Consider the following 20,633-nt stretch of genomic DNA (forward strand, 5'->3'; position numbering starts at 1 on the left):
GCCTCGGCCTTCTCCTTCTCGGCCTGGGCCTTGGCGGCCGCCGCTTCGGCCGCCGCCTTCTTCTTCTCGGCGTCGGCCTCCACCTTGGCGGAGATCTCGGAGAGGGGGCGGTCGTCCTTGTCGGTGATGCTGGTGTCGAACGCCTTCTCGGCCGCCTTGAACGCCTTGTGGATCTCGACGATGGCCTCGGCGCCCGCCGTGCTGAGCCAGTCCTGCACGGACTGCTCCCACCGGCGCACCGCCTCGTCGGCGATCGCCTTCCACGTGGTCATCTCGCTCGGCTTGCCGTACGACTTGCCCTCGATGACGATGTTGTTCTGGAAGCCGTCGGTCGACACCACGTAGTTGTGCCAGGAGGTGTACGGACCTGAGCCGCTGGAGACCGTCTCGATGTCCGTCTTGTCGTACTGGGTGTCGAAGAGGGTGAGCCGGGCGTTCTGCAGCATGTCGTAGAGCCAGCGCTGCGGATTGCTCTCGGCCTTCCACGCGTTCCAGGCGTTGTAGAGCTTCTGCGCCTGGGCGAGGAGGACCCCCTGGGCCTCGGCCAGCGCCCGGGCCGGCTCGGAGGTCACCGTCACGCCGTCGATGGTGACGGCGCTGCTGTCGCCGCCCTTGCCGTTGAGCTGGTCGGCGTAGCCCTCGTAGTTCCGGGCCAGCTTGTGGATGAGCGCCTTGAAGATGGCGGCCGACGTGCCGTCCCAGGCGTCGCTGCCCTCTCCGATGTTCTCGGTGTCCCACTTGCCGACGGTGACCGCGCTGTCCTCGAAGAACTTGACGACCCGGTCGAAGGCCTTGGCCGTTTCCGTGAAGGTGCGCAGGTCGACGTAGTCGGCGTCGTTCACCGAGTAGCTGCGGTTGCTGTACCCGTGGGTCGAGTAGGGCCACATGGTGAGCTGCGCGAGGGCGTCCCTGGATCCGTAGATGTACCGGACCAGCGCGTTGGTGTTCCAGTCGAGCTTCTCGCCCTCGTTGTTCCAGCCGCCCTTGTCCTTCAGGCGCTCGCTCGTCTTCGTGTAGTCCGGGATCACGTCGTCCCCGCCGGGCGGCCAGGACTGGCCGGACGCGAGGAAGGTGATGTAGGCGCGGTACCGGTAGAGGTACTTCCCCGGGGACACGTCCTGGGAGTCGTCGCTGGGGCGGTAGAACGGAATGGTGTAGTCGGTGTTGTGCGTCTTCCATCCGCTCGAGGACAGGAAACCCGACGAGTACTCCGGGCCGCCGTGATCGTCCAGCCGGACATGGATCAGCGGGATGCCGTCGTTACCCTTCAGATCGTCGAACAACGTTTTCCGCTCCGGCAGTACATAGCCGGTGAGCATGTCAACCGCTTTTTTCCAGTTGTCGTTGTTGTTGTCCTCGGGGCTGGCCATCGCCGAACTCCGCTACTCTTCCTCTTGGTTGCCACCGGGATTGCCGAGATCACTGTCGACATCCTCGAAGATGTCCATGAAATCGTCCGGGGTGATGTTTTCGAGATTCTTGCCCTGCGCCTTGGCGAGCTTGTCGATCGTCTCCCACAAGGCCTGTTCGAGGTCCTCGAAGAGGATCGTCTGGTCCTCCAGGATGCGCACGACCTCGCCCGCGCCCTGCTGGATGACCTTGTTCAGGGCGCCCCCGCCGGCCGCGCTGTTCTCGCCGGCCATGAGGCCGATGACGAGCGGCTTCGCGGAGTCGATCGTCGTGGTCGAGATGCTGTCCGCGATGAACGTGATGGCCGGGCCGGCGGTCGGGCTGTCCTTGAGGATGTTCTCCAGGGTCGTCCGGAAGCCGTCGACCTGGTTGTTGATGAAGTTCTTCAGGAATGTGCTGTCGAGGACCGTGACGGCCACGTGATCACCCTTCCGTCACCGGCCGGCGTCAGCGGCTGCCGATCCTGATGTCGCCCCACCGCTGCGACAGGTTCTGCTCCGTGTACCGGTAGTTGGTGGAGATGTCGGTGAGCAGGTGGGAGTGCTTGGCGAGCAGGTCCTTGATGTTCTGGACGGCGTTGTCCCACTTCGCCTGGACCTCGCTGTAGACGTCCCGGTCGTCACCGATCCAGCTGTTGCGCAGTTCGGCCAGCTCCATCTCCAGGTTGGCCAGGATGCTCATGATCGACTGGGACTGGCTGACCATGTCGTCCGCCGCGCCTTCGGCATGGTTGTAGTCGACGTAGATGTAGCCGTCGGAGAAGTCCATCGGATTCCTCTATTCACCGGGAGAACGAAGAGAGTGGAAGGGCTTGAGGTCTTGCCGGGTGCGCGGGGGTCAGTTCGACGACGTGTTGGTGCCGTTGAGCTCGTCGAACACCTGCGTGGAGCGCGAGTACTCCGCGTCGATGGCGTCGTTGCTGGATCCCTGCACCAGCCCGTGCTCCCGCAGGGTGCCGTTGAGTTCGTCGACCATCCGGTCCAGGTTGATCAGGATGGTGTCGACGTGCTCGTCCCACTGCTCCAGCAGCTTCTTGTACTTGCCGCCGTCCACGCCGCCGTAATTCGAGGCGAGCGTGTGCGACGTGGTCTGGACGTCCTGCTGGCAGCGCTGAACGCCGGAGAAGGCCTGCTCCAGCGCCAGGATCCCGTTGCGGGTAGCGCGTTCTTCGGACTGCTGCATGGCCATGAGAGAACTCCCTTTTCGGCGACACTCACCGGGCTGCGGCCCCCGTCCCACTCCGTGGGCAGACGGAGCGCCCCTTGGATCACGACTGACTCACCGGGGGCATGGGGTGGCCAGATGCTATGCAGGCCGCAACTTGTTTGGCAATTATCGGCGGAACCGCGAACTCCCCCATTCGTAAGCTCAATTGAGCAATGAACCGGAATTCACGCCGCTCAAGTGAGCGGCACGGTGATTCCGGTCGGACAGATCGGGCATCGGCGCCGTCCGCCGGAGGCCGCCGGGTGTCCGGCTTAACAGAGGGTGACCACGCGGGTGCCAAGAATTTCCCTTCCGGACTCCCGCCGGCGGGGCCCGGTCGTCCCCTCCCGCCCGCCGTCGCCCGCTACCGCCCGGGGCACCGCAGCGTCACCCGTGCCTCGCCCTCGGACGCCGCCTCGGGGGTCAGGTCCGGGCCGCTGGGCAGCATGGCCAGCATCGGGGACGGCATCGTCCGCGCCTCGACGCCCTCGTAGCCCAGCGCCTTCACCGCCTCCTGGGACAGCAGGCGGTACTTCACGCCCTCGTCCGTCACCAGGTACGTGGTGTCGCCCAGTGCGCTGCCGCTCGCGCTCAACGCCCTGACCAGCGCGCCCTTTCCGGCCCGTACGGCGATGGAGTCGACCTTCAGGCAGCCCGGTTCGACCTCGGGCGCCGGCGGCTGCACGGCCTGGGGCAGGGCGCTCACGGGCAGCACCGAGGTGCCCACCCGTACGCCGGAGTCCGCGGAGTCGACCTCGGCGCAGGCCACGGAGCCGGTGGCGACGGTGACCGCCGTCGGCGGCTTCGCGGGCAGCTTCGCCTGCTCCGAGCTCTGCGCGTCGGGCGCGAGGTGCCCGGCCAGGGTGTCCGCGCCGAGCGTCGCCACGGTCGCGGCGCCCCCGCCGTACGCCTTCTCCCGGGTCAGCGGGTCGCCCAGCAGAAGGGTCGCCCCGGTGTCGGTGAGGGGGACCAGCCCCTTCCGCGTGAGCAGGTGGTAGCGGGCGGCGGAGCCGGGCACGTCGACCTTGAAGAGCTGCCCGATCCTGGTGCTCCGCCCGGCCAGTTCGGGGCCCTCGGCGCCCCGGCCGGGCACCTCGGCGGGGGCCAGGTCGGGTCCCAGCGGGAAGGAGTCGAGGAACGCCGCGGAGACGGGCCGCGGGGTGACGTCGCCGTACCCGAGGGCCTCGGCCGCCTTCGCCCGCTCGTCCAGGCGCAGCCGGCTGCCCTGCCACAGCAGGTACGTGGCCTTGTCCGGTCCTGCGACCAGCACGCCCTCGTTCTCGCCCAGTTGCCTGCCGCCGGACACGTCCTGCGGGGCCTCGGCGCCGAGGGCGAGCGTCGTGGTCGCCGTGACGACGCCCGTCGTCCGCGGGAGGACGCCGGAGCAGACCAGCCACGGAGTGCGGTCCAGGTCACCCGTTCCCGGCAGCGCCTCGGGCCCGTCGGGGATGCCGACGGGCGTGCCGTGCGGGGTGCCGGCCAGCGAGGACGTGCCCACCGTGGTGACGCCGACCGCGCCGCCGGTGACCAGCCGGGCCGAGGCGTAGTTGCGCACCGGGCGCAGCCGCCCGTCCAGGTACAGGTAGCGCGCGCCGGTCTGCTTGTCGACGATCAGGTTCTCCCCCGAGCGCCACGAGTCGTTGCCGCCGGGCTTGATGAGTCCGAAGACGAAGGCGCCGGCGCACACCAGCACGGCGATGATCACGCCGATCGCGGCGCCGCGGTTGGTCCTGCCCAGCGGGCTCTCCGGGGCGTCGGGCTCCGAGCGCAGCATGGCCGAGGCCAGCCGCCCCATGATGAAGAGGTGCGCCTGTACTTGGTCGCGCTTGCTGTGCATGTCGCCGTTCTCCCGGGTCAGCCGTTGATGCCGCGGAGCCAGCCGTAGACGCCCATCGACCAGAGCGTCAGCGGCAGGATGCTGATGGCGGCGAGTGAGTGCAGCAGTTCGGCCGCGCGTCCCCAGTACGGGACGAGCCGCCGGCCGGGCACGGTCCACGACGCGATGGTGATCGCGGCGGCCAGCCCCATCAGACCGGCCGTCAGGGTCAGCCGGTCCGCCGGGCCGAGGGAGCGCGCGGAGACGAACAGCAGCAGGGCCACGCCCCAGGCCCCGGCGCAGGTCAGCGCCAGTCGCTGCCAGACGTTGCCCAGCCCCCGGCTGTGCAGCAGCAGGAGGAGGGAGAGGGCCACGACGGTGAGGACCTCGGCGAGGCCCGGCGCGGCCATGAGCGCCACCTGGCAGGGCAGGCAGACCAGGCCGATGGCGCCGTAGAGGGCGGTCATCCAGCCGTCCGCCAGGGCGGAGCGCGCGTCGACGTCCGAGGAGGAGTACGGGTCGATGCCCTGCTGCAGCTGCTGGACGTTGGTCGGCAGGGGCGGCATCCGCATGCCGGCCAGCCGGAACGACAGGGACGGGACGAACCCGCCGAAGAGCACCACCACGACGGCCACCACGCCGGCCGCCTGTTCCGGCGCCAGGTCCAGGGTCATCAGGGCGGCGCCGAGCGCGCCCGCCGCCGCGACGCAGGCCGCGCCGATGAACAGCGCCGGGTACACGCCGACCGCCGCCAGGGCGAGCACCGCGCCCGCGCCGCCGGCCGCGGACGCCGCCAGCAGCCGCGCGCCGAGGACGGCCTCGCCGTCGGCGCCGCCCAGGTCGCCGCCCGGCAGCAGCCAGCCGGCCAGGGCGAAGTAGGGGGCCGCCATCAGGCCGAGCACCGAGCCGGCCCCGGCGTCCCCGACGGCACGGGAGGCGGAGCCCGCTCCGGCGATCAGCAGCAGTCCGGCGGCCGAGGCGGCCACGGCCCGCATCCAGCCCGCCGTCCCCGGCATGGCCAGGAACACGATGCCCAGTGCGAGGGTGGCCGCGGCCAGTCCGCGCAGCAGCCGCCGGCCGGCCTCCGGGCTCCAGCCGTGCGGCCTGCGGCCCATGCCGTCGGCGATGCCGTCGACCAGGTCGTCGATGTGCACCTCGGGCAGCGCCTCGGTGCGCGGCCGCAGATAAAGCTCCTCTCCGTCCCGCAGACCGAGGGAGTCCAAGGTACTCTCGGGGTCGAGCGGTGGACCGCCGAGGCGTTGGAGCACCCAACCTCCGTGCTCCAGGCCGGACTCCTCCAGGTCGTCCCCTCCGTAGCCGATCACCGTGGGCAGCAGATCGGCGACGGGGACGTCGGAGGGCACGGCCAGGTCGACGGTCCTGGCCGGAGCACGTACGGTGACGCGGCACAGGCTTGCCGTCTGAATCTCACTCATGGGCTCGGGGTTCACACTTTCTGGCGGGCCACGCCATACACGGTGGCTGGAAGGTGGCAGCGGCACACCGGTCGGTCGCCGAACGCGACGGAAAAGCCGGACGGGGCATGCGCCGACGAGTTTGACCGTACACCGGGCTTTTCGCAACACCACTCAGGGAGTTCAGCGTTACGGAACCCCACGGCAATTCTCCCGCCGCCGTCGCGCGGGACTCTGACCCTTTACGGAAAACCCGCGACGTTCCCGCGAGGTTCCCCGGAATTCCTTCCGAAATCGTTGAGGAGGACGTTCGTTGAGCGTGATCCTGTTCCGCCGGCCGGCCCGCCGCAAAGGGCCGGAAATGCCGTCGGGGGAACTGAGTCTTCAGGAGCCGCCGACACTTCCGGAAGTCGTGCCGGACAGCTCCGCGGTGTGGACGTACCTGCCGATGGCGCTGATGTCGGTCTCCATGATGCTGATGTTCATGCGGCCGGGGATGAGCCGGGACAGCGGCGGATTCATCTACATCGCGCTCGGTGTGATGGTGATCGCGTCGGCGGGCATGATGCTCGGTCAGGTCATGCGCCGCAACGGCGAGCGCAAGCAGCGGATGAAGGGTGAGCGCCGCGACTACCTGCGGTACCTGCGGCAGACCCGGCGCATGGTGCGGGCGTCCATCGTCGAGCAGCAGCGCGCCCTCGCCTGGCGCCACCCGGAGCCCGACGCGCTGTCGTCGCTGGTGCGCAGCACCCGGCTGTGGGAGCGGCGGTCGTCGGACGACGACTTCGCCGAGGTGCGGATGGGCGTGGGCGACCAGCGGCTGGCGATGAAGCTGACGCCGCTGTCGACCAAGCCCGTCGAGGACCTGGAGCCGCTGTCGGCGCACGCGCTGCGCAGCTTCACCCGGGCCTACTCCACCGTCCGGGACCAGCCCATCGCGATCTATCTGCGGGCCTGGTCGAAGGTGCTGTTCCGCGGGGACGAGGAGCGGATACGCGCCCAGGTCAGGGCCCTGCTCGCACAGTTGGCGGTGTTCCACTCCCCCGACGACCTGTGGATCGCGCTGTGCGTCTCGGACGAGCGGCGCTCCGAGTGGGAGTGGGCGAAGTGGCTGCCGCACAGTCTGCACCGGCACGAGGAGGACGGCGCCGGACCGGCCCGTCTGATCGCCTCGGCCTTCACCGAACTGGAGAACCTGCTCGGCGCCGAGTTCCTGGAACGGCCGGGCGCCGACCCCGACGCGGTCCCGGGGCGTGAGGAGCCGTACACGGTCGTCGTCATCGACGGCTGCACGGTGCCGACGGGGCACCGCTTCGACGGCCACGGGTTCCGCAACGCGGTGGTGCTCGACCTCACCGGGGCGCTCGCCTGGAAGCCCGGGCGGACCACGCTGCGCCTGGAGGTGGACGAGGGCGGCGTCGCGCTGGTGCGCACCGACCGCGACCGCAAGGAGCAGTCGACGGTGCTCGGCCGGCCCGACCGGCTGGGCACGGCGGGGGCGCTGGCGCTCGCCCGGCTGCTGGCCCCGTACCGGATGAGTGTGGGCGGCGACGACTCCAGGCCGCTCGCCAACGACGTCGAGCTGACCTCGCTGCTGAACATCCCCGACCTGCACCGGCACGACCCCGCCACGCTGTGGGCGCGGGCGACCGGCAGTGCCCGGCTGCGGGTGCCGATCGCGGTGAGCGGCGAGGGCAGGCCGGTGGAGCTGGACATCAAGGAGTCGGCGCAGGGCGGTACGGGACCGCACGGCATGCTGATCGGCGCGACCGGTTCCGGCAAGAGCGAGCTGCTGCGCACGCTGGTGCTGGGACTGGCGCTGACCAACTCCTCCGAGACGCTGAACTTCGTCCTCGTCGACTTCAAGGGCGGCGCCACCTTCCTCGGGCTCGACGAGCTGCCGCACACCTCGGCGGTCATCACCAACCTCGCGGACGAGGTGGCGCTGGTCGCCCGGATGCAGGACGCCCTGCACGGGGAGCTGATCCGGCGGCAGGAGCTGCTGCGCGCCGCCGGGAACTACACCTCCGCGCTGGAGTACGAGAAGGCGCGGCAGTCCGGGACGCCGCTGCAGCCGCTGCCCAGCCTGTTCGTGGTGGTCGACGAGTTCAGCGAACTGCTGGCCTCGCACCGCGACTTCATGGAGCTGTTCGTGATGATCGGCCGGCTCGGGCGCAGCCTCGGGGTCCATCTGCTGCTCGCCTCGCAGCGGCTGGACGAGGGCCGCATGCACCAGCTGGAGAGCCACCTGTCGTACCGGATCGGTCTGCGGACGTTCTCCGCGATGGAGAGCCGGGGCGTGCTGGGCGTGCCGGACGCCTACGAGCTGCCCGCGCAGCCGGGTGCCGGTTTCCTCAAGAGCGGCGTCGACGCGCTCACCCGGTTCCGGGCCGCGTACGTCTCGGGGCCGTACCAGCGGCGCCGGGCCGTCGTGCAGGCGCAGGTGGCGCGTCAGGTGGTGCCGTGGACGGCGGAGTGGGTGGTGCCGCGCGCGCCCGCGGCCCCGGACCCGGCGGGCGAGCCCGACGCGCCGGAGCCCGAGCCGGGTGGCGAGGGGGACGGCGGGGAGACGCTGCTGTCGGTGGCGCTCGACCGGCTGCGCGGGGCGGGACCGCCCGCCCACCAGGTGTGGCTGCCGCCGCTGGGCCGGCCGGCCACCCTGGACCAGATCCTGCCTCCGCTGGCACCCGATCCGCGGTACGGCCTGACCACGGCGGACTGGCCGCTGCGGGGACGGCTCACGGTGCCGGTGGGCGTCGTGGACCGGCCCTTCGACCAGCTGCGCGACCTGCTGACCGTGGACCTGTCGGCGGCCGGCGGCCACGTGGCCATCGCCGGCGGGCCGCAGAGCGGCAAGAGCACGCTGCTGCGGACCCTCATCACCGCGCTGGCCCTCACCCACACACCGCGCGAAGTGCAGTTCTACTGCCTGGACTTCGGCGGCGGCACGCTGGCCTCGCTGGACGAGCTGCCCCATATGAGCGGGGTCGCGGCGCGGGTGGACACCGAGCGGGTGGGCCGTACGATCTCGGAGGTCACCACGCTGCTCGCCCGGCGGGAGCGGTTCTTCCTGGAGCACGGCATCGACTCCATGGCGACGTACCGCAAGCGGCGCGCGGCGGGCGAGTTCCCCGACGAGCCGCACGGGGACGTCTTCCTGGCCATCGACGGCTGGGCCACCGTGCGCCAGGACTTCGACCGGCACATCCCCACCTTCAACGCGCTGGCCGCCCGCGGGCTCAACTACGGGGTCCACCTGATCGTCACCACCGCCCGCTGGGTGGAGCTGTCGTCCTCGGTCCGCGACCAGACCGGGACCCGGCTGGAGCTGCGGATGGGTGATCCGATGGACTCGCAGATCGACTCCCGGAAGGCGGCGACGATCCCGCGCAGCGCGGGGCGGGGGCTGACCTCGGACAAGCTGCACTACCTGTCGGCGCTGCCGCGCGTCGACGGGGTCGAGGACGCCGACGACCTCGCGGACGGGGTCGCCGGGCTGGTCGCCGCGATCGGCGAGAACTGGACGGGGCCCACCGCGCCGCGGGTGCGGATGCTGCCGTCGAACCTGCCGGTCGAGGAGCTGCCGGAGCCGGAGGGCGAGAACGGCCTGCGGATCGCCATCGGCCTGGACGAGAACGAACTGGCCCCGGTGTGGCACGACTTCACCGAGAACCCGCACCTGATCGTGGTGGGCGACACGGAGAGCGGCAAGACGAACCTGCTGAAGCTGGTCGCGCGCGGCATCACCGAGCGGTACACGCCCGCCGAGGCGCGGATCATGACGGTGGACTACCGGCGGGAGCTGGTGGAGAGCGTTCCCGAGCCGTACCGGCTCGGACACGCGGTGTCCCTGGACATGCTGCGGGACCTGGTGGACGGGGCGGCGCGGGCGGTCAAGCAGCGGGTGCCCGGTGAGGACATCGCCCCGTCGCGGATGCGGCTGTGCGACTGGTGGCAGGGGCCGCGGCTGTTCATCCTGGTCGACGACTACGACATGGTGGGCGGCGGGCCGATGACGCAGCCGTTCGCTCCGCTGCTGGACCATCTGGCACTGGGGCACGAGGTGGGGCTGCACCTGGTGGTGGCGCGGTCGTCGGCGGGCGCCGGGCGCGGGCTCAACGAGGCGTTGCTGCGGAGGCTGCAGGAGGTCAACACGCCCGGGCTGCTGATGTCGTGCCCGCCGAGCGAGGGGTACCTCTTCGGGAGTGTGAAGGGACGGGAGCTGATTCCGGGGCGGGCGGTCCGGATCGCCCGCCGGAAGACCCTGCAGGTGCAGACGGGGTTCGTGGGGGACGCGTCGTGAGGCGTCCGTCCCTCACGGGTGAGGAGCTGCCCCCTGCGGGGCCGGCCGGTCACGGGGGTGGTGCGGCCCGGGGTTCGCGGGGTGCGGCGTGTCGGTGTGGGACGGGGGGTGGTCGCGCGGCCCGGGGCTCGCGGGGTGCTTCCCCCACTCTCGGCTCCGCTCGAGCGGGGGGACCCCCATCGCCCACCCTCCCCCGCTCTCGGCTCCTCCCCCACTCTCGACTCCTCCCCCACTCTCGGCTTCGCTCGAGCGGGGGGACCCCCATCGCCCCTGGGGGTGCCTCCCAGGCCCTTCAGGCACTGGGGGAGGCACGACTGCCCGCGGGAACGGGGCTGTGGCTGCCCGCGGGAGCGGCGGCGTGGCTAGAGGGCCGTCGGGGGGCGCCAGTTGCGGGCGCGGCCGCGGGGAATGACCGCGGCCAGGGCCGCGAGCAGGAGAACCGTCGTCAGGCCCACGGCCGCGATCGTCAGGGAGCGGTGGTGGGGGGCGGGGTCGGCGGGGGCCGGCATGTGGGCGGGGACCGCGCTCGGCGCCGGGTGTTCCGTGCGGTCCTGGATCAGGGACAGGGCGGCGTACGGGTCCAGGCGGGGGGTGTCCGACGGATAGGCGGTGTCGAGGAGGCGGCGGGTGACCTCGGCCGCCGTGAGGTCGGGGTGGTAGGCGCGGACGAGCGCGGCGGTGCCGGCGACGCCCGCCGCGGCCAGCGAGGCCCCGGAACCGATGTAGTGGCCGGTGCCCTCGGGGCCGACGCTGACCATCTGGCTGCCGGGCGCGGACAGGTCGGGCCGGTGGGCGGGCGGCGCGTTCTGCTGCCGTACGCCGCCGGGGCCGAAGTCCACGACGGCGAGCGCGCCGGGCGCGGCGGCCGGCCAGTACGGCCCCTCCGGCATCTCGCCGTCGGGCCCCTGCTCCTCGCGGGGCACGGCGTCCGGGGCGGCCGGCGCGACGACCAGTGCGTCGCGCCGGGTGGCGTGGGCGACGGCATCGGTGAGTTCGGCCCTGCCGGTGGACAGGACCTGGCCGACGTAGATGACCTGTGCGCCGCGGTCCGCCGCCGTCCGGATGCCGGCGGCCACGCGTTCCACGGAGGGGACTCCGCGGTCGTCGGTGCCGGACAGGGCGAGGATCTCCGCCTGCGGGGCGACCCCGGTGATGCCGCTGCCCTTCTGCGGCGCGGCGGCGATCAGGCCGGCGGCGAACGTGCCGTGGCCGACGCAGTCCTCGGCCGCCCCGCCGACGGCCTCCACCCTGCCGGACAGGCTGGGGACGCCGGTGGCGACACCGGTGTCGACCACCGCGACGGTCACACCGCCGCCCCGGGAGATCCGCTGGGCGCGGGAGAGTCCGAGCGCCGTCTGCGACCACGCCGCCCCGGTGGCCGTCTGCTCCGAGGCCCCGGTGCAGGGGTTGCCCTCGCCGAGCCGGACGGGCAGCGGGGGCAGCAGTGTGGCCCCCGGATCGCCGGCCTCCGGACTTCCCGACGGCGCGGCCGGGGCGGCGGGGAGGGCGAGGGCCGGCCCGCCGGTGACCGGCAGGACCACGGCGATCGCCAGCACGAGGCCCGCACCCCGGCCTTTCATGACATTCCGCATAGCCCGCATGATATGCACACAAGATGTACGGCGCACAACGCCAACTACCGCAGCAGCACAAGGAGGTTCGAGGCGTGGCACGGCAAATACTCACGGTCGGCCCGGAACGGTCGGACGGCTTCCAGACGATCGGTGAGGCACTGGCCCAGGCCCGCACCGGGGCGGTGATCCGGGTCCGTCCCGGCCGCTACGCCGAGAACCTCGTCATCCGGCACCGGGTGACGATCGTCGGCGAGGGCGAGCCGGGCACCGTGGAGCTCTGCCCGCGGGACGGCACCGCCGTCACCCTCATGGCCGACGCCGTGATGCTCAGCGCCCTGACCCTCCGGGGCCGCGACAAGGAGGCCGCGGTCGTGGACGTGCCGGCCGGTCAGGCCGCCCTCGACGGATGCACCGTGACCGGCGCCGGATGGACGGCGCTGCTGGTCCGGGGCAAGGGCTCGCTGGCCGCCCGCGGCTGCCGGATCGGCAACCCCGGCGGCGCCGGACTCGTCGACTCCTCGGAGTCCGAGAGCGTCGTCGAGGACTGCGTGTTCGAGAACTTCGGCACCTCCGCGGTGGTCATCGGCGAGAGCGCCGGCCCCCTCGTCCGCGACTGCCGCATCCGCGGCGCGCGGGCCAACGGCGTCCTGGCGAGCGGCGAGGCCCGGGGCACCGTGGAGGGCTGCGACATCTCCGGCACCGACAAGCCGGCCATCGCCCTGGAGGGTCACAGCTCGACGCGCGTGCTGCGGTGCGCCGTGCACCACACCTCGGTGGGCCTGCTGGTGACCAGCATGTCCCGCCCGGAGATCGAGGAGACCTCCTTCGAGTCCATCGCGCAGAGCGGCATCGTCATCTCCGGCGGGGCCGACCCGATGCTGCGCGGGTGCGTCACCCGGCGCACCAAGACCAGCGGGCTGCTCGTCCTGGACCGCTCGCGCGGAACCCTGGAGGGGTGCTCGTTCCACGGCTCCACCGAGGCCGCCGTGCGGGTCGTCGAGGGCAGCGCCCCGCTGCTGCGGGACACCGTGGTGAGCGACTGCGCCGACACCGCCGGGGCGGTGCAGCTCGCGGACGACTCCACGGCCGAGTTCGAGCGCCTGGAGGTCCTGGACGCGGCGGGCGTCGGCATCTCGGTGCGCTCCGCCGCCAACCCCCTGCTGCGCCGCGCCCGGGTCACCGGCGCGGGCGGTCACGGCATCGAGTTCACCGACGACGGGCGCGGCCGGCTCGAGCACTGCGAGGTCGAGTCCGCCGGCGGCTGCGCGCTGAGCATCGACGACGACTCCGACCCCGAGATCAGCGACACCGTACTGAGCTCCGCCGCCCGCTCGGGCCTGCTCGTCGGCGAACGCGGCCGGGGCACCCTGCGGGACTGCGAGATCGGCGACAGCGCCGACGCCGGGGTCGGTGTGCGGGACGGCGCGGAGATCACCCTGGAGCGGGTCCGGGTGCACGGCTCCAGGGCCCACGGCGTCCAGGTGTCGCGCGGCGGCCGGGCCGTCCTCAACGCCTGTGAGATCACGGGCAGTACGGGCGACGGCGTGCGGATCGACAGCGCCGAACCGGTCGACGTCACCCGGTGCGTCGTACGCGACAACCGCGGCGCGGGACTGCGCCAGAGCCGTGCGAGCGAGCGGCTCACGGTCGAGCTGCTGACCAGCGCGGACAACGGCCTGCCGGACAGCTGGGGCGAGTCGGCCGAAACGGCCGGCGAGGACGGCGCCCCGGGCGGGTCCGGCAAGGAGCCGGAGCCCCAGGGCCCGCTCGCCGAACTGGAGTCGCTGGTCGGCCTGGAGAACGTCAAGCACCAGGTGAACACGCTGGTCAACCTGAACCAGCTCGCGGAGCGCCGGCGCCGGCTCGGCATGCCGGTCCCCTCCATGAGCCGGCACCTGATCTTCGCCGGGCCGCCCGGCACCGGCAAGACCACCGTCGCCCGCCTCTACGGCAGCATCCTCGCGGACCTGGGCGTGCTCAGGAGCGGGCACCTGGTCGAGGTCGCCCGCGCCGACCTGGTCGCGCAGGTCATCGGCGGTACGGCCATCAAGACCACCGAGGCGTTCAACAGCGCGCTGGGCGGGGTGCTGTTCATCGACGAGGCCTACACCCTCACCGTCGAGGGGACGTCCAACGACTTCGGCCGCGAAGCCGTCGACACCCTGCTGAAACTCATGGAGGACCACCGCGACGACGTGGTCGTGGTGGCGGCCGGCTACTCCGAGCAGATGGAGTCGTTCCTGACCGCCAACCCGGGTCTCGCCTCCCGGTTCACCCGCACCATCGAGTTCGGCAACTACGCGGTGGAGGAGCTGGTGACGATCACCGAGAGCCTCTGCCACCGGCACCAGTTCGAGCTCGGGCCGCTGACCCGGGAGGCCCTCGCCGTACGCTTCGAGCAGATGACGCGCGACGCGACCTTCGGCAACGGCCGCGCGGCCCGCGGCGTGTTCGAGGACATGGTGGACCGGCAGGCGTTCCGGCTCGCGGCCATGACCGACCCGGCGGAGAACGACCTGACGCTGCTGCTGCCGCAGGACGTCGGCGACGCGGAGGCGGCGGCCGTCGGCGGCGGCGGCACGGCGCAGGACGCCGACGACGCGTCCGACCCGATGGCCGAACTCACCGCCATGGTGGGGCTCGCCGCCGTGAAGCGGGAGGTCGCCGACCTGGTCAGTCTGCTGACCAACGCCCGGCAGCGGATCGCCGCGGGGCTGCCCGCCCCCCGGATCAGCAACCACCTCGTCTTCAGCGGGCCGCCCGGCACCGGCAAGACCACCGTCGCCCGGCTGTACGCCAGGCTCCTGCACTCGCTGGGGGTGCTCCCCCGCGACTCCCTGGTGGAGGTGGCGCGGGCGGACCTGGTGGGCCAGTACGTCGGCCACACCGCCCAGCGCACCAAGGACGTCTTCACCAGCGCGCTGGGCGGGGTGCTGTTCATCGACGAGGCCTACACCCTGACCCCCGAGGGATCGTCCAACGACTTCGGCCGCGAGGCCGTCGACACCCTGCTGAAGCTGATGGAGGACCACCGCGACGAGATCGTGGTCGTCGTCGCCGGGTACACCGAGGAGATGGAGCGCTTCCTCGCCTCCAACCCCGGCCTGACGTCCCGGTTCTCCAAGTTCGTGACGTTCGAGGACTACAGCACGGACGAACTGGTCACCATCGTGTCCCGGCACGCGGCCGCCTCCGGGTACGAGTGCGCCGACGCGACCCTCGCGGCGCTGCGCGCCCATGTGGACGCCATCCCGCGCGACCGGTCCTTCGGCAACGCGCGGCTCGCCCGGCAGTTGCTGGAGACGATGATGACGAGCCAGGCCCGCCGCCTCGGCGGGCTGAGCTCGCCCAGCCTCGCCGACCTCACGACACTGCTGCCGGAGGACCTGCCCGTCCGGCAGGTCCTGGGACAGCCGCCGTCCCGGTGAGGACGGACGCCCGCCGGCCGGTGCCGGCGGGCGTCCGCTGCGCTGTCGCGTCCCTCAGACGTTGAACTTGACGCTCTCCAGCCACACGTTCGGATCCAGCGACCCGCCGAACCTCCAGCCCTCGGACGACTCGCACAGATAGGCGCCCCAGTCGTGCCCGCCGAGCTTGTGGTGGTGGCAGACGTTGCCGTCCGCGACGCCGATGGCGTAGCCGCTGAGGTTCGGCGCGTTCGGGGCGTCGCTGCCCAGCGTCAGATCCGTCCCGTCGGCCGCACTCGACCACGCGGTCGTCCAGCCGTCCTTCTGGACGAACTCGTTGGCGGACACCTTCGTGGCGCCGACCACCGCGATGTTGATGGCCGTGATCGGCAGCCCCTGGCCCGACATGGCCCCGTCGCACCTCGGGGTCGTCCAGCCGGCCCCCTTCCTGTGGACCCGGTAGCAGATGTGCCGGCCGGGGTTCGACGCGGCCAGCCGCTGGACGGCGTAGGCAGCGGTGTTCGGCGGGAGCTTGGGAGCCTCGCGCTCCTCGATCCGGGGCTCCGCCTTCTCCGTCTTCTTCTTCTCCGTCGCCTTGGGCGACTCGCTGACCGGGGCCGCCGAACTCACCACCGGGGGCGCCTTCTCGACGACGGGTTTCGGCTCGGCGGACGGCTTCTTCGTGGAGGGCTCCGGGGTGGGCTCCGCCGGGGCGTAGTCGCCCTTCGGCACCTCCAGGGGCTCCTCCTCCAGCAGCGTGTCGGACCCGGCGGCCACCGCCACGTTGTCCTTCTTCTGCCGCGAGTCGTCCGTGGCCCAGATCAGCAGCGGCACGGCGAGGAGGACGACGCCCGCGATGCCGGCGGCGGCGAGCAGGGGCTTCTTCGGGTTCCCGGACGGCGGTCCGTCCGCACCGGCGGCAGCGGCGGTTCCGCCGGCCCCGCCGGCTGCGGCGTCCGGGACGCCCCGGACGGCGGCGGCCGCTTCGGCGGCGCCCTCGCTCTCCGCTTCCGACCGCTCCTTCGAGGCGGCCGCGACCGGCGCGGCGGCCGTCGCGGCCGGCTCCTCGGCCGTGGCGGTCGCGGCGGCGGGCTGCTCGGGGGTGGTTCCGCTCTCGGCGGTGTCCGGGGCCGGTCGTGTCGTCTCGGCTCCCCCGGCCGCGCCCTCGCCCGGCTCCGGTGCGGCCGTGCGCCGCGCGGCCGGTGCCAGCATCGGGCCCGGGTCGGCCGCCGCCGACCCGAGGGAGACGGCCCGGCGGACGGACGAACCGCCCGTGCCGTCGGGCCCGTCGGGAGCGGGCGGCTTCTTCTGACTTGCCATCGTTCTCCTCGATCTGTGGGGACTGTGGGGTGATGGGTGGTCGTGCGGCGCGGCCCCGCCCGCTATCCGTCCTGGCCCACGGGCCCGGAACAGCGGTCCGGCCAGAGCGGGTCGTCACCGGCGCGGAAGCCCTTGGCCAGCGCCTCCTCGAGGTGCGTGAGGGCCTTGAGGTCCAGCCCGCTCAGTTCCTGCGACCCGTCCATGTAGGCGGTCGCGTTCCCGGGGAGCTCACGCAGCAGGACGACGGAGGGGCCCGCGGGCGCGGTCCGTACCCCCAGCACGCGGAAGCCGGTCCCCGGCACGAAGACGATCTCCTCGTACGCCTCCGTGGAACCGCCCGGCCGGTCCAGCAGTTGCCGTGCCTTGCGTCCGGTGACGGACCAGATGGCGTAGCGCACGGGGCCCCCGGCGGGGAGCGCCGAGGACCCGGCCAGGGCGCTGACCGGGGCGGGGTCCTGCAGCAGCGTGCCGACCGCCGGTTCGGGGCCGTCGGCGTCCCCGCCGCGCAGGGCCACGCCCCGGTAGGAGGGCAGCCGGCGCAGAGCGGACGCCAGACAGCCGGCGTAGGGCAGCAGGCGTCCCTCGCCGCTGTGCAGGTCCCGGATCAGCTCGCGGTGGTGCAGCGGCCCCTCCTCGGCGGTGAGGTAGGCGTGCGCGGCGATGAGATCGGTCCGCGCCGCCTCCAGTTCGTGACCGCGCAGGGCGGGCATCCGGGTGAGCACCCGCGACACGGCGGCGGCGTGCCCCTCCCAGGCACCGCCCGCCGCGTCCCGGAACGCGGCACGCTCGGCGGCCCCGCTGACGTGTCCGGGCACGAACGGAAGGGCGACACGGTTCGGGGCGGGTGCCTCACCGCTCCGGCTCCGCGGCCCGCTCCCCGCCTCGGCACGCCCGGTCCGGCCGCCGTCCGGCCCCGGGCCGCCCCGCTCACCGGCGGCGCGCCCCGCTCCGCCGGCTCCGGGGTGCGCCCCGGCCGAGGAGGCGGACAAAGGCCCCGCGGCCCCCGGACCCGCTCCGCCGTCCGGCGCCGCGCCTGGCCCGGAAGCCCTCCGCTCGCCCCCGGCGCCGGCTCCGGCTCCGGCTCCGGTCTCCGGCGACGCGGCGGGCCGCCCCTTGGGACGGGGCTCCGAGGACGCGGGGGGCACGGACACCCCGGGCTCCGCTTCCTCCGGTCCGGCGTCCTCCGACGAGGTCCCCGGCGGCGTCCCCGCCGCTCCCCCGGCACCGGCGGCACCGCCGACCGGAGGGGAATCCGACGACGGAACGGACCCGCCCCCACGGAGGACTCCCTGCGACGTCCCCGCCTCTCCCCCGGCACCGGCGACACCACCGACCGGAGGGGAATCCGACGACGGGGCGAGCCCGCCCTCACGGAGGGCTCCCGGTGTCCCCGCCGCTCCTCCGGCACCGGCGACCGGCCGGCCGGGAGCCTCGGCATCGATGTGGGCATCCGGGGACGCAACGGCCCCGGCGGCCGAAGGCCCGTTCGCTTCGGCCGCCCCACCGCCCCCGGGTCCGTCCGGGGACGCGGCAGGCGGGGGCACCGGTACCCCGGGCTCGGCAGCCTGCGGATCGGTGGCGGCCACACCGTCGGGTCGGGTCACCCCGGCACCGGGCCCGGCGGCCGGCGGACCACTCACAGCCGCACCGGCCTCGCCGGCCCGCGGGCCGGCGACAGCCCGGCCGGACTCCTGACTTGACGTACCGGCCGACGACGCCTCACCGGACCCGGTGGCCGACGGACCACCGGCGTCCGTGCCGGGCTCCCGGCCCGGCGCACCGGGCGGCACAGCCCTGCCGGGCCCGCCGGCCTGCGGGCCGGCGCCGGCCCTGCCGGGCCCGCGGCCCGTCCCGGCGGCAGGCGGGGCAGGGGCTGCACCGGGACCGTGGGAGACGGTCGGCAGGACCTGACCGGGCCTGGCGGCCGACGGGCCGACGACGCCCGTGCCTGGTCCGGCCGCGGGCGGCGCGGCAGCCGGACCGGGCCCGTGGGCCCCCCGCCCGGGCGGGGGGACACGGCCGGGCGGGGGGACACGCCCGGGCCCCGCCGCCGTCCCCGGCCGGCCGGCCGCCGTGCCGGACCACGGGGGCCGGGCGGTGGTGACGTAGCGGATGTTCGGTATGCCGTGTTCGGCGGCCAGGCGGCGCAGGGCGCCGTCGCCCGCCAGGAGTCTGCCGCGGACCAGCAGGGTGGCGCGCGACCGGACGTCGGTTCCGAGGCCGCGCACGAGGTGGGCGAGCGCGGGCAGCAGGGTGTCGTCCAACGGCTGCCCCGGCATGCCCAGTTCGATGGCGCACACCTCCGGGTCGACGGCCGGTCCGAGCGGCCCGGGACGGGGGCCGTCCGGCGCCCACAGGGCGAGACCGGCCCGGGTCACCGTCGCCTGCCAGCGGTCCGTCAGCCGTACCGTCCCCCGTTCGCTGCCGCCGAGGATCCAGTCGGGCGGGTGGAGCTCCGTCGGCCTGGGTACGGGAGCCCGTCCCTCCGAGTCGACCGGCCCGCAGACCACGGACGACACGAACGGCCGCCAGCTCGGCCGCCCGTCCAGCCCGACGAGCGTCGGCCGGGGAGGCGTTCCGGGCGGTGCGTGGTCGTCGAGCAGCGGCAGCCCGGTGAGCACCTCCACCTCGGTGCCCAGCAGGTCGGCGACCGACTGCCCGAGCCGCAGCAGGTCACGCCGGCCGCCGGGGGCGAGCCGGGTGCGGGCGCGCTCCGCCTCCGGCAGCCCCGCGAGGACGGCGGCGACCTCGTCGGCGGCGACGTCCTCCGCCTGCGGGGCCCCGACCAGCACCGTCAGGCGCTCGAAGTCGACGGGCACGGAGAAGCACAGGTCGTCGGGGGCGGGTCCGGGCGCCTCGGCCGGGCGGATCACCACGCCCGCCGGGACCCGGTCCACGACACAGCCGCCGGCCGTGCGCGCGGGCACCCCCTCCAGCGCCTCCTCCCAGGCGGGCGCCGGCGCCCGCCGGCCCACCTTCCGGGGCTCCGCGCCGGGCGTGAAGCGCCACCACGCGCAGCCGGGGCGGGAGTCGCCGTGGACGAAGAGCGCGCCCCCGGGCGTGATCAGCACGGCCCCGTCCGGAGCCGTCACCTCCAGTTCCCAGGCGTCCGCGATCCTGCGGGCGACGCTGGGCCGGTCCGGCCGGTCGTCACCGGCGCCGGACATCACGAGCCGGACCCGGTCGGTGCCCCGCGCGCGGAGGGAGTCGAGCAGCGCGCCCAGCCGTGCCCAGTGGTCGGCGTCGGGCGCCCCGCCCCCGGCGGCGGAGCCCACGATCACCGTGACGACGTCCTCCTCCCGCCCGACGGCGCCCGCCACCTCGGCCACGACGTCCAGCGGGAACGAGTCGTCGTCGACCGCGCGCACCAGCAGCACGCCGTCGACGTCCTCGACCGGCGGGCCACCGGCGTTCCGGTTCCCGGTGCCGCTCGCGCCGCCTGCCGGGCCCGCCGTGCCGCGGCGGCCCGTACCGGAGCCGGACCTGCGCCCCCGGCCCGGCATCACGGAGGACCAGCGGCTCACGCGTCCGTCCCCCGCACCGGGTGAACGGCCTCGGTCAGCACCCGCGCGGTGCGGCCCGCGGGCGCGGCGGCGGGGGGCCGCTCCCCCGCGCCGCCCCGGACCGCGTCGCGCACGGCGTCGGGGTCCAGCAGCATGCTCACCGCGGCCGAGGGGTTCAGGTACAGCACGTGTCCCTCGGGGACGCGGGTCACCAGGTCGTCGACGCCGACGAGTTCGAAGGCGAAGCGCCCCGCGGTGTGCAGGAACACCGACGAGGTGAACACCGGCACGACCGGCGTCCCGTCCGGCGCCGCCGCGCTCAGCGGACCGCCGCCCGGTGCCGTCAGCACGGCCACCTCGCGCCCCGCCAGCGCGGCCGGCACCGCCTCGCCGGGCCCGTATCCGGTCGACGCGAGCTGGACGGCGCGGTCCACCTCGTCCTCCGGTTCGGGCCAGCCGAGCGCACGCGGGGACGGCCGGTACCCGGGGTTGTCCTCCCACTCGACGATCTCGCCGTCGAGGCCGGACCGCCACCGGCCGGTCATCGCCCACTCCGGGGGCTTCCCCTCCCCGGACCACATCGGATCGACCACCCCCAGCCAGTGGTCCGGGGCGAGGCGGCCCGCCTCGCGGATGTCGTCCGGAACGGGCGGAAGCGCCTCGTCCTGCTGGCTCATCG

12 protein-coding genes are annotated in these 20,633 nt (G+C 73.7%); 2 read left to right on the top strand and 10 right to left on the bottom strand.

Going from position 1 to position 20,633, the window contains the following annotated elements:
- The 6 genes from ACFY3N_RS26610 to eccD all read right to left on the bottom strand — a co-directional run.
- On the bottom strand, positions 1-1,370 hold a 1,370-nt coding region (locus ACFY3N_RS26610; protein ID WP_390819256.1), incomplete at its 3' end, for an AAWKG family protein.
- Between the two features lie 12 nt (positions 1,371-1,382).
- The gene (locus tag ACFY3N_RS26615; protein ID WP_390819257.1) at positions 1,383-1,829 is read right to left on the bottom strand and encodes a type VII secretion system-associated protein; all 447 of its coding nucleotides are present in this window, start codon (positions 1,827-1,829) and stop codon (positions 1,383-1,385) included.
- Between the two features lie 28 nt (positions 1,830-1,857).
- Positions 1,858-2,178 (bottom strand): WXG100 family type VII secretion target, encoded by a 321-nt coding sequence (locus tag ACFY3N_RS26620; RefSeq protein WP_390819258.1) that lies wholly within the window; start codon positions 2,176-2,178, stop codon positions 1,858-1,860.
- A 69-nt stretch (positions 2,179-2,247) separates the two neighbouring features.
- Complete coding sequence (locus ACFY3N_RS26625; RefSeq protein WP_390819259.1) at positions 2,248-2,598, bottom strand: hypothetical protein; 351 nt, start codon at positions 2,596-2,598, stop codon at positions 2,248-2,250.
- 382 nt (positions 2,599-2,980) lie between these two features.
- The gene (eccB, locus tag ACFY3N_RS26630; protein WP_390819260.1) at positions 2,981-4,453 is read right to left on the bottom strand and encodes a type VII secretion protein EccB; all 1,473 of its coding nucleotides are present in this window, start codon (positions 4,451-4,453) and stop codon (positions 2,981-2,983) included.
- A gap of 17 nt (positions 4,454-4,470) precedes the next feature.
- A complete protein-coding gene (eccD, locus tag ACFY3N_RS26635; RefSeq protein ID WP_390819261.1) occupies positions 4,471-5,868 on the bottom strand; it encodes a type VII secretion integral membrane protein EccD in 1,398 nt (465 codons plus the stop codon).
- A gap of 340 nt (positions 5,869-6,208) precedes the next feature.
- Here eccD and eccCa point away from each other — a divergent pair, with 340 nt between their 5' ends.
- Positions 6,209-10,150 (top strand): type VII secretion protein EccCa, encoded by a 3,942-nt coding sequence (gene eccCa, locus ACFY3N_RS26640; RefSeq protein WP_390819300.1) that lies wholly within the window; start codon positions 6,209-6,211, stop codon positions 10,148-10,150.
- Positions 10,151-10,512: 362 nt separating this feature from the next.
- Here eccCa and ACFY3N_RS26645 read toward each other — a convergent pair whose 3' ends face one another.
- Positions 10,513-11,742 carry a S8 family serine peptidase gene (locus ACFY3N_RS26645; RefSeq protein WP_390819262.1) on the bottom strand — a complete coding sequence of 410 codons (1,230 nt, stop codon included), beginning with the start codon at positions 11,740-11,742 and terminating at the stop codon, positions 10,513-10,515.
- A 74-nt stretch (positions 11,743-11,816) separates the two neighbouring features.
- On the opposite strand from ACFY3N_RS26645, the gene ACFY3N_RS26650 reads away from it, so the two are divergent.
- Complete coding sequence (locus ACFY3N_RS26650) at positions 11,817-15,152, top strand: right-handed parallel beta-helix repeat-containing protein (RefSeq protein WP_390819263.1); 3,336 nt, start codon at positions 11,817-11,819, stop codon at positions 15,150-15,152.
- 54 nt (positions 15,153-15,206) lie between these two features.
- Here ACFY3N_RS26650 and ACFY3N_RS26655 read toward each other — a convergent pair whose 3' ends face one another.
- The 3 genes from ACFY3N_RS26655 to ACFY3N_RS26665 all read right to left on the bottom strand — a co-directional run bounded on the left by ACFY3N_RS26655 (position 15,207) and on the right by ACFY3N_RS26665 (position 20,631).
- Positions 15,207-16,451, bottom strand: a complete 1,245-nt coding sequence (locus tag ACFY3N_RS26655) for a hypothetical protein (RefSeq protein WP_390819264.1) — start codon at positions 16,449-16,451, stop codon at positions 15,207-15,209.
- Positions 16,452-16,513: 62 nt separating this feature from the next.
- Positions 16,514-19,975 carry a hypothetical protein gene (locus tag ACFY3N_RS26660; RefSeq protein WP_390819265.1) on the bottom strand — a complete coding sequence of 1,154 codons (3,462 nt, stop codon included), beginning with the start codon at positions 19,973-19,975 and terminating at the stop codon, positions 16,514-16,516.
- A complete protein-coding gene (locus ACFY3N_RS26665; protein ID WP_390819266.1) occupies positions 19,972-20,631 on the bottom strand; it encodes a type VII secretion system-associated protein in 660 nt (219 codons plus the stop codon). The genes ACFY3N_RS26660 and ACFY3N_RS26665 overlap by 4 nt, the downstream gene beginning before the upstream one ends.
- Between the last annotated feature and the right edge of the window lie 2 nt (positions 20,632-20,633).

Origin of the sequence: Streptomyces sp. NPDC000348, assembly GCF_042898795.1 — a bacterium.
GTDB lineage: Bacteria > Actinomycetota > Actinomycetes > Streptomycetales > Streptomycetaceae > Streptomyces.

Bases quoted from the DNA above. Each gene is read 5' to 3' on its own strand.
- ACFY3N_RS26625 (WP_390819259.1), bottom strand. From the start codon at position 2,598: ATGGCCATGCAGCAGTCCGAAGAACGCGCTACCCGCAACGGGATCCTG.
- eccB (WP_390819260.1), bottom strand. From the start codon at position 4,453: ATGCACAGCAAGCGCGACCAAGTACAGGCGCACCTCTTCATCATGGGG.
- ACFY3N_RS26620 (WP_390819258.1), bottom strand. From the start codon at position 2,178: ATGGACTTCTCCGACGGCTACATCTACGTCGACTACAACCATGCCGAA.
- eccD (WP_390819261.1), bottom strand. From the start codon at position 5,868: ATGAGTGAGATTCAGACGGCAAGCCTGTGCCGCGTCACCGTACGTGCT.
- ACFY3N_RS26655 (WP_390819264.1), bottom strand. From the start codon at position 16,451: ATGGCAAGTCAGAAGAAGCCGCCCGCTCCCGACGGGCCCGACGGCACG.
- eccCa (WP_390819300.1), top strand. From the start codon at position 6,209: ATGCCGTCGGGGGAACTGAGTCTTCAGGAGCCGCCGACACTTCCGGAA.
- ACFY3N_RS26645 (WP_390819262.1), bottom strand. From the start codon at position 11,742: ATGCGGAATGTCATGAAAGGCCGGGGTGCGGGCCTCGTGCTGGCGATC.
- ACFY3N_RS26665 (WP_390819266.1), bottom strand. From the start codon at position 20,631: ATGAGCCAGCAGGACGAGGCGCTTCCGCCCGTTCCGGACGACATCCGC.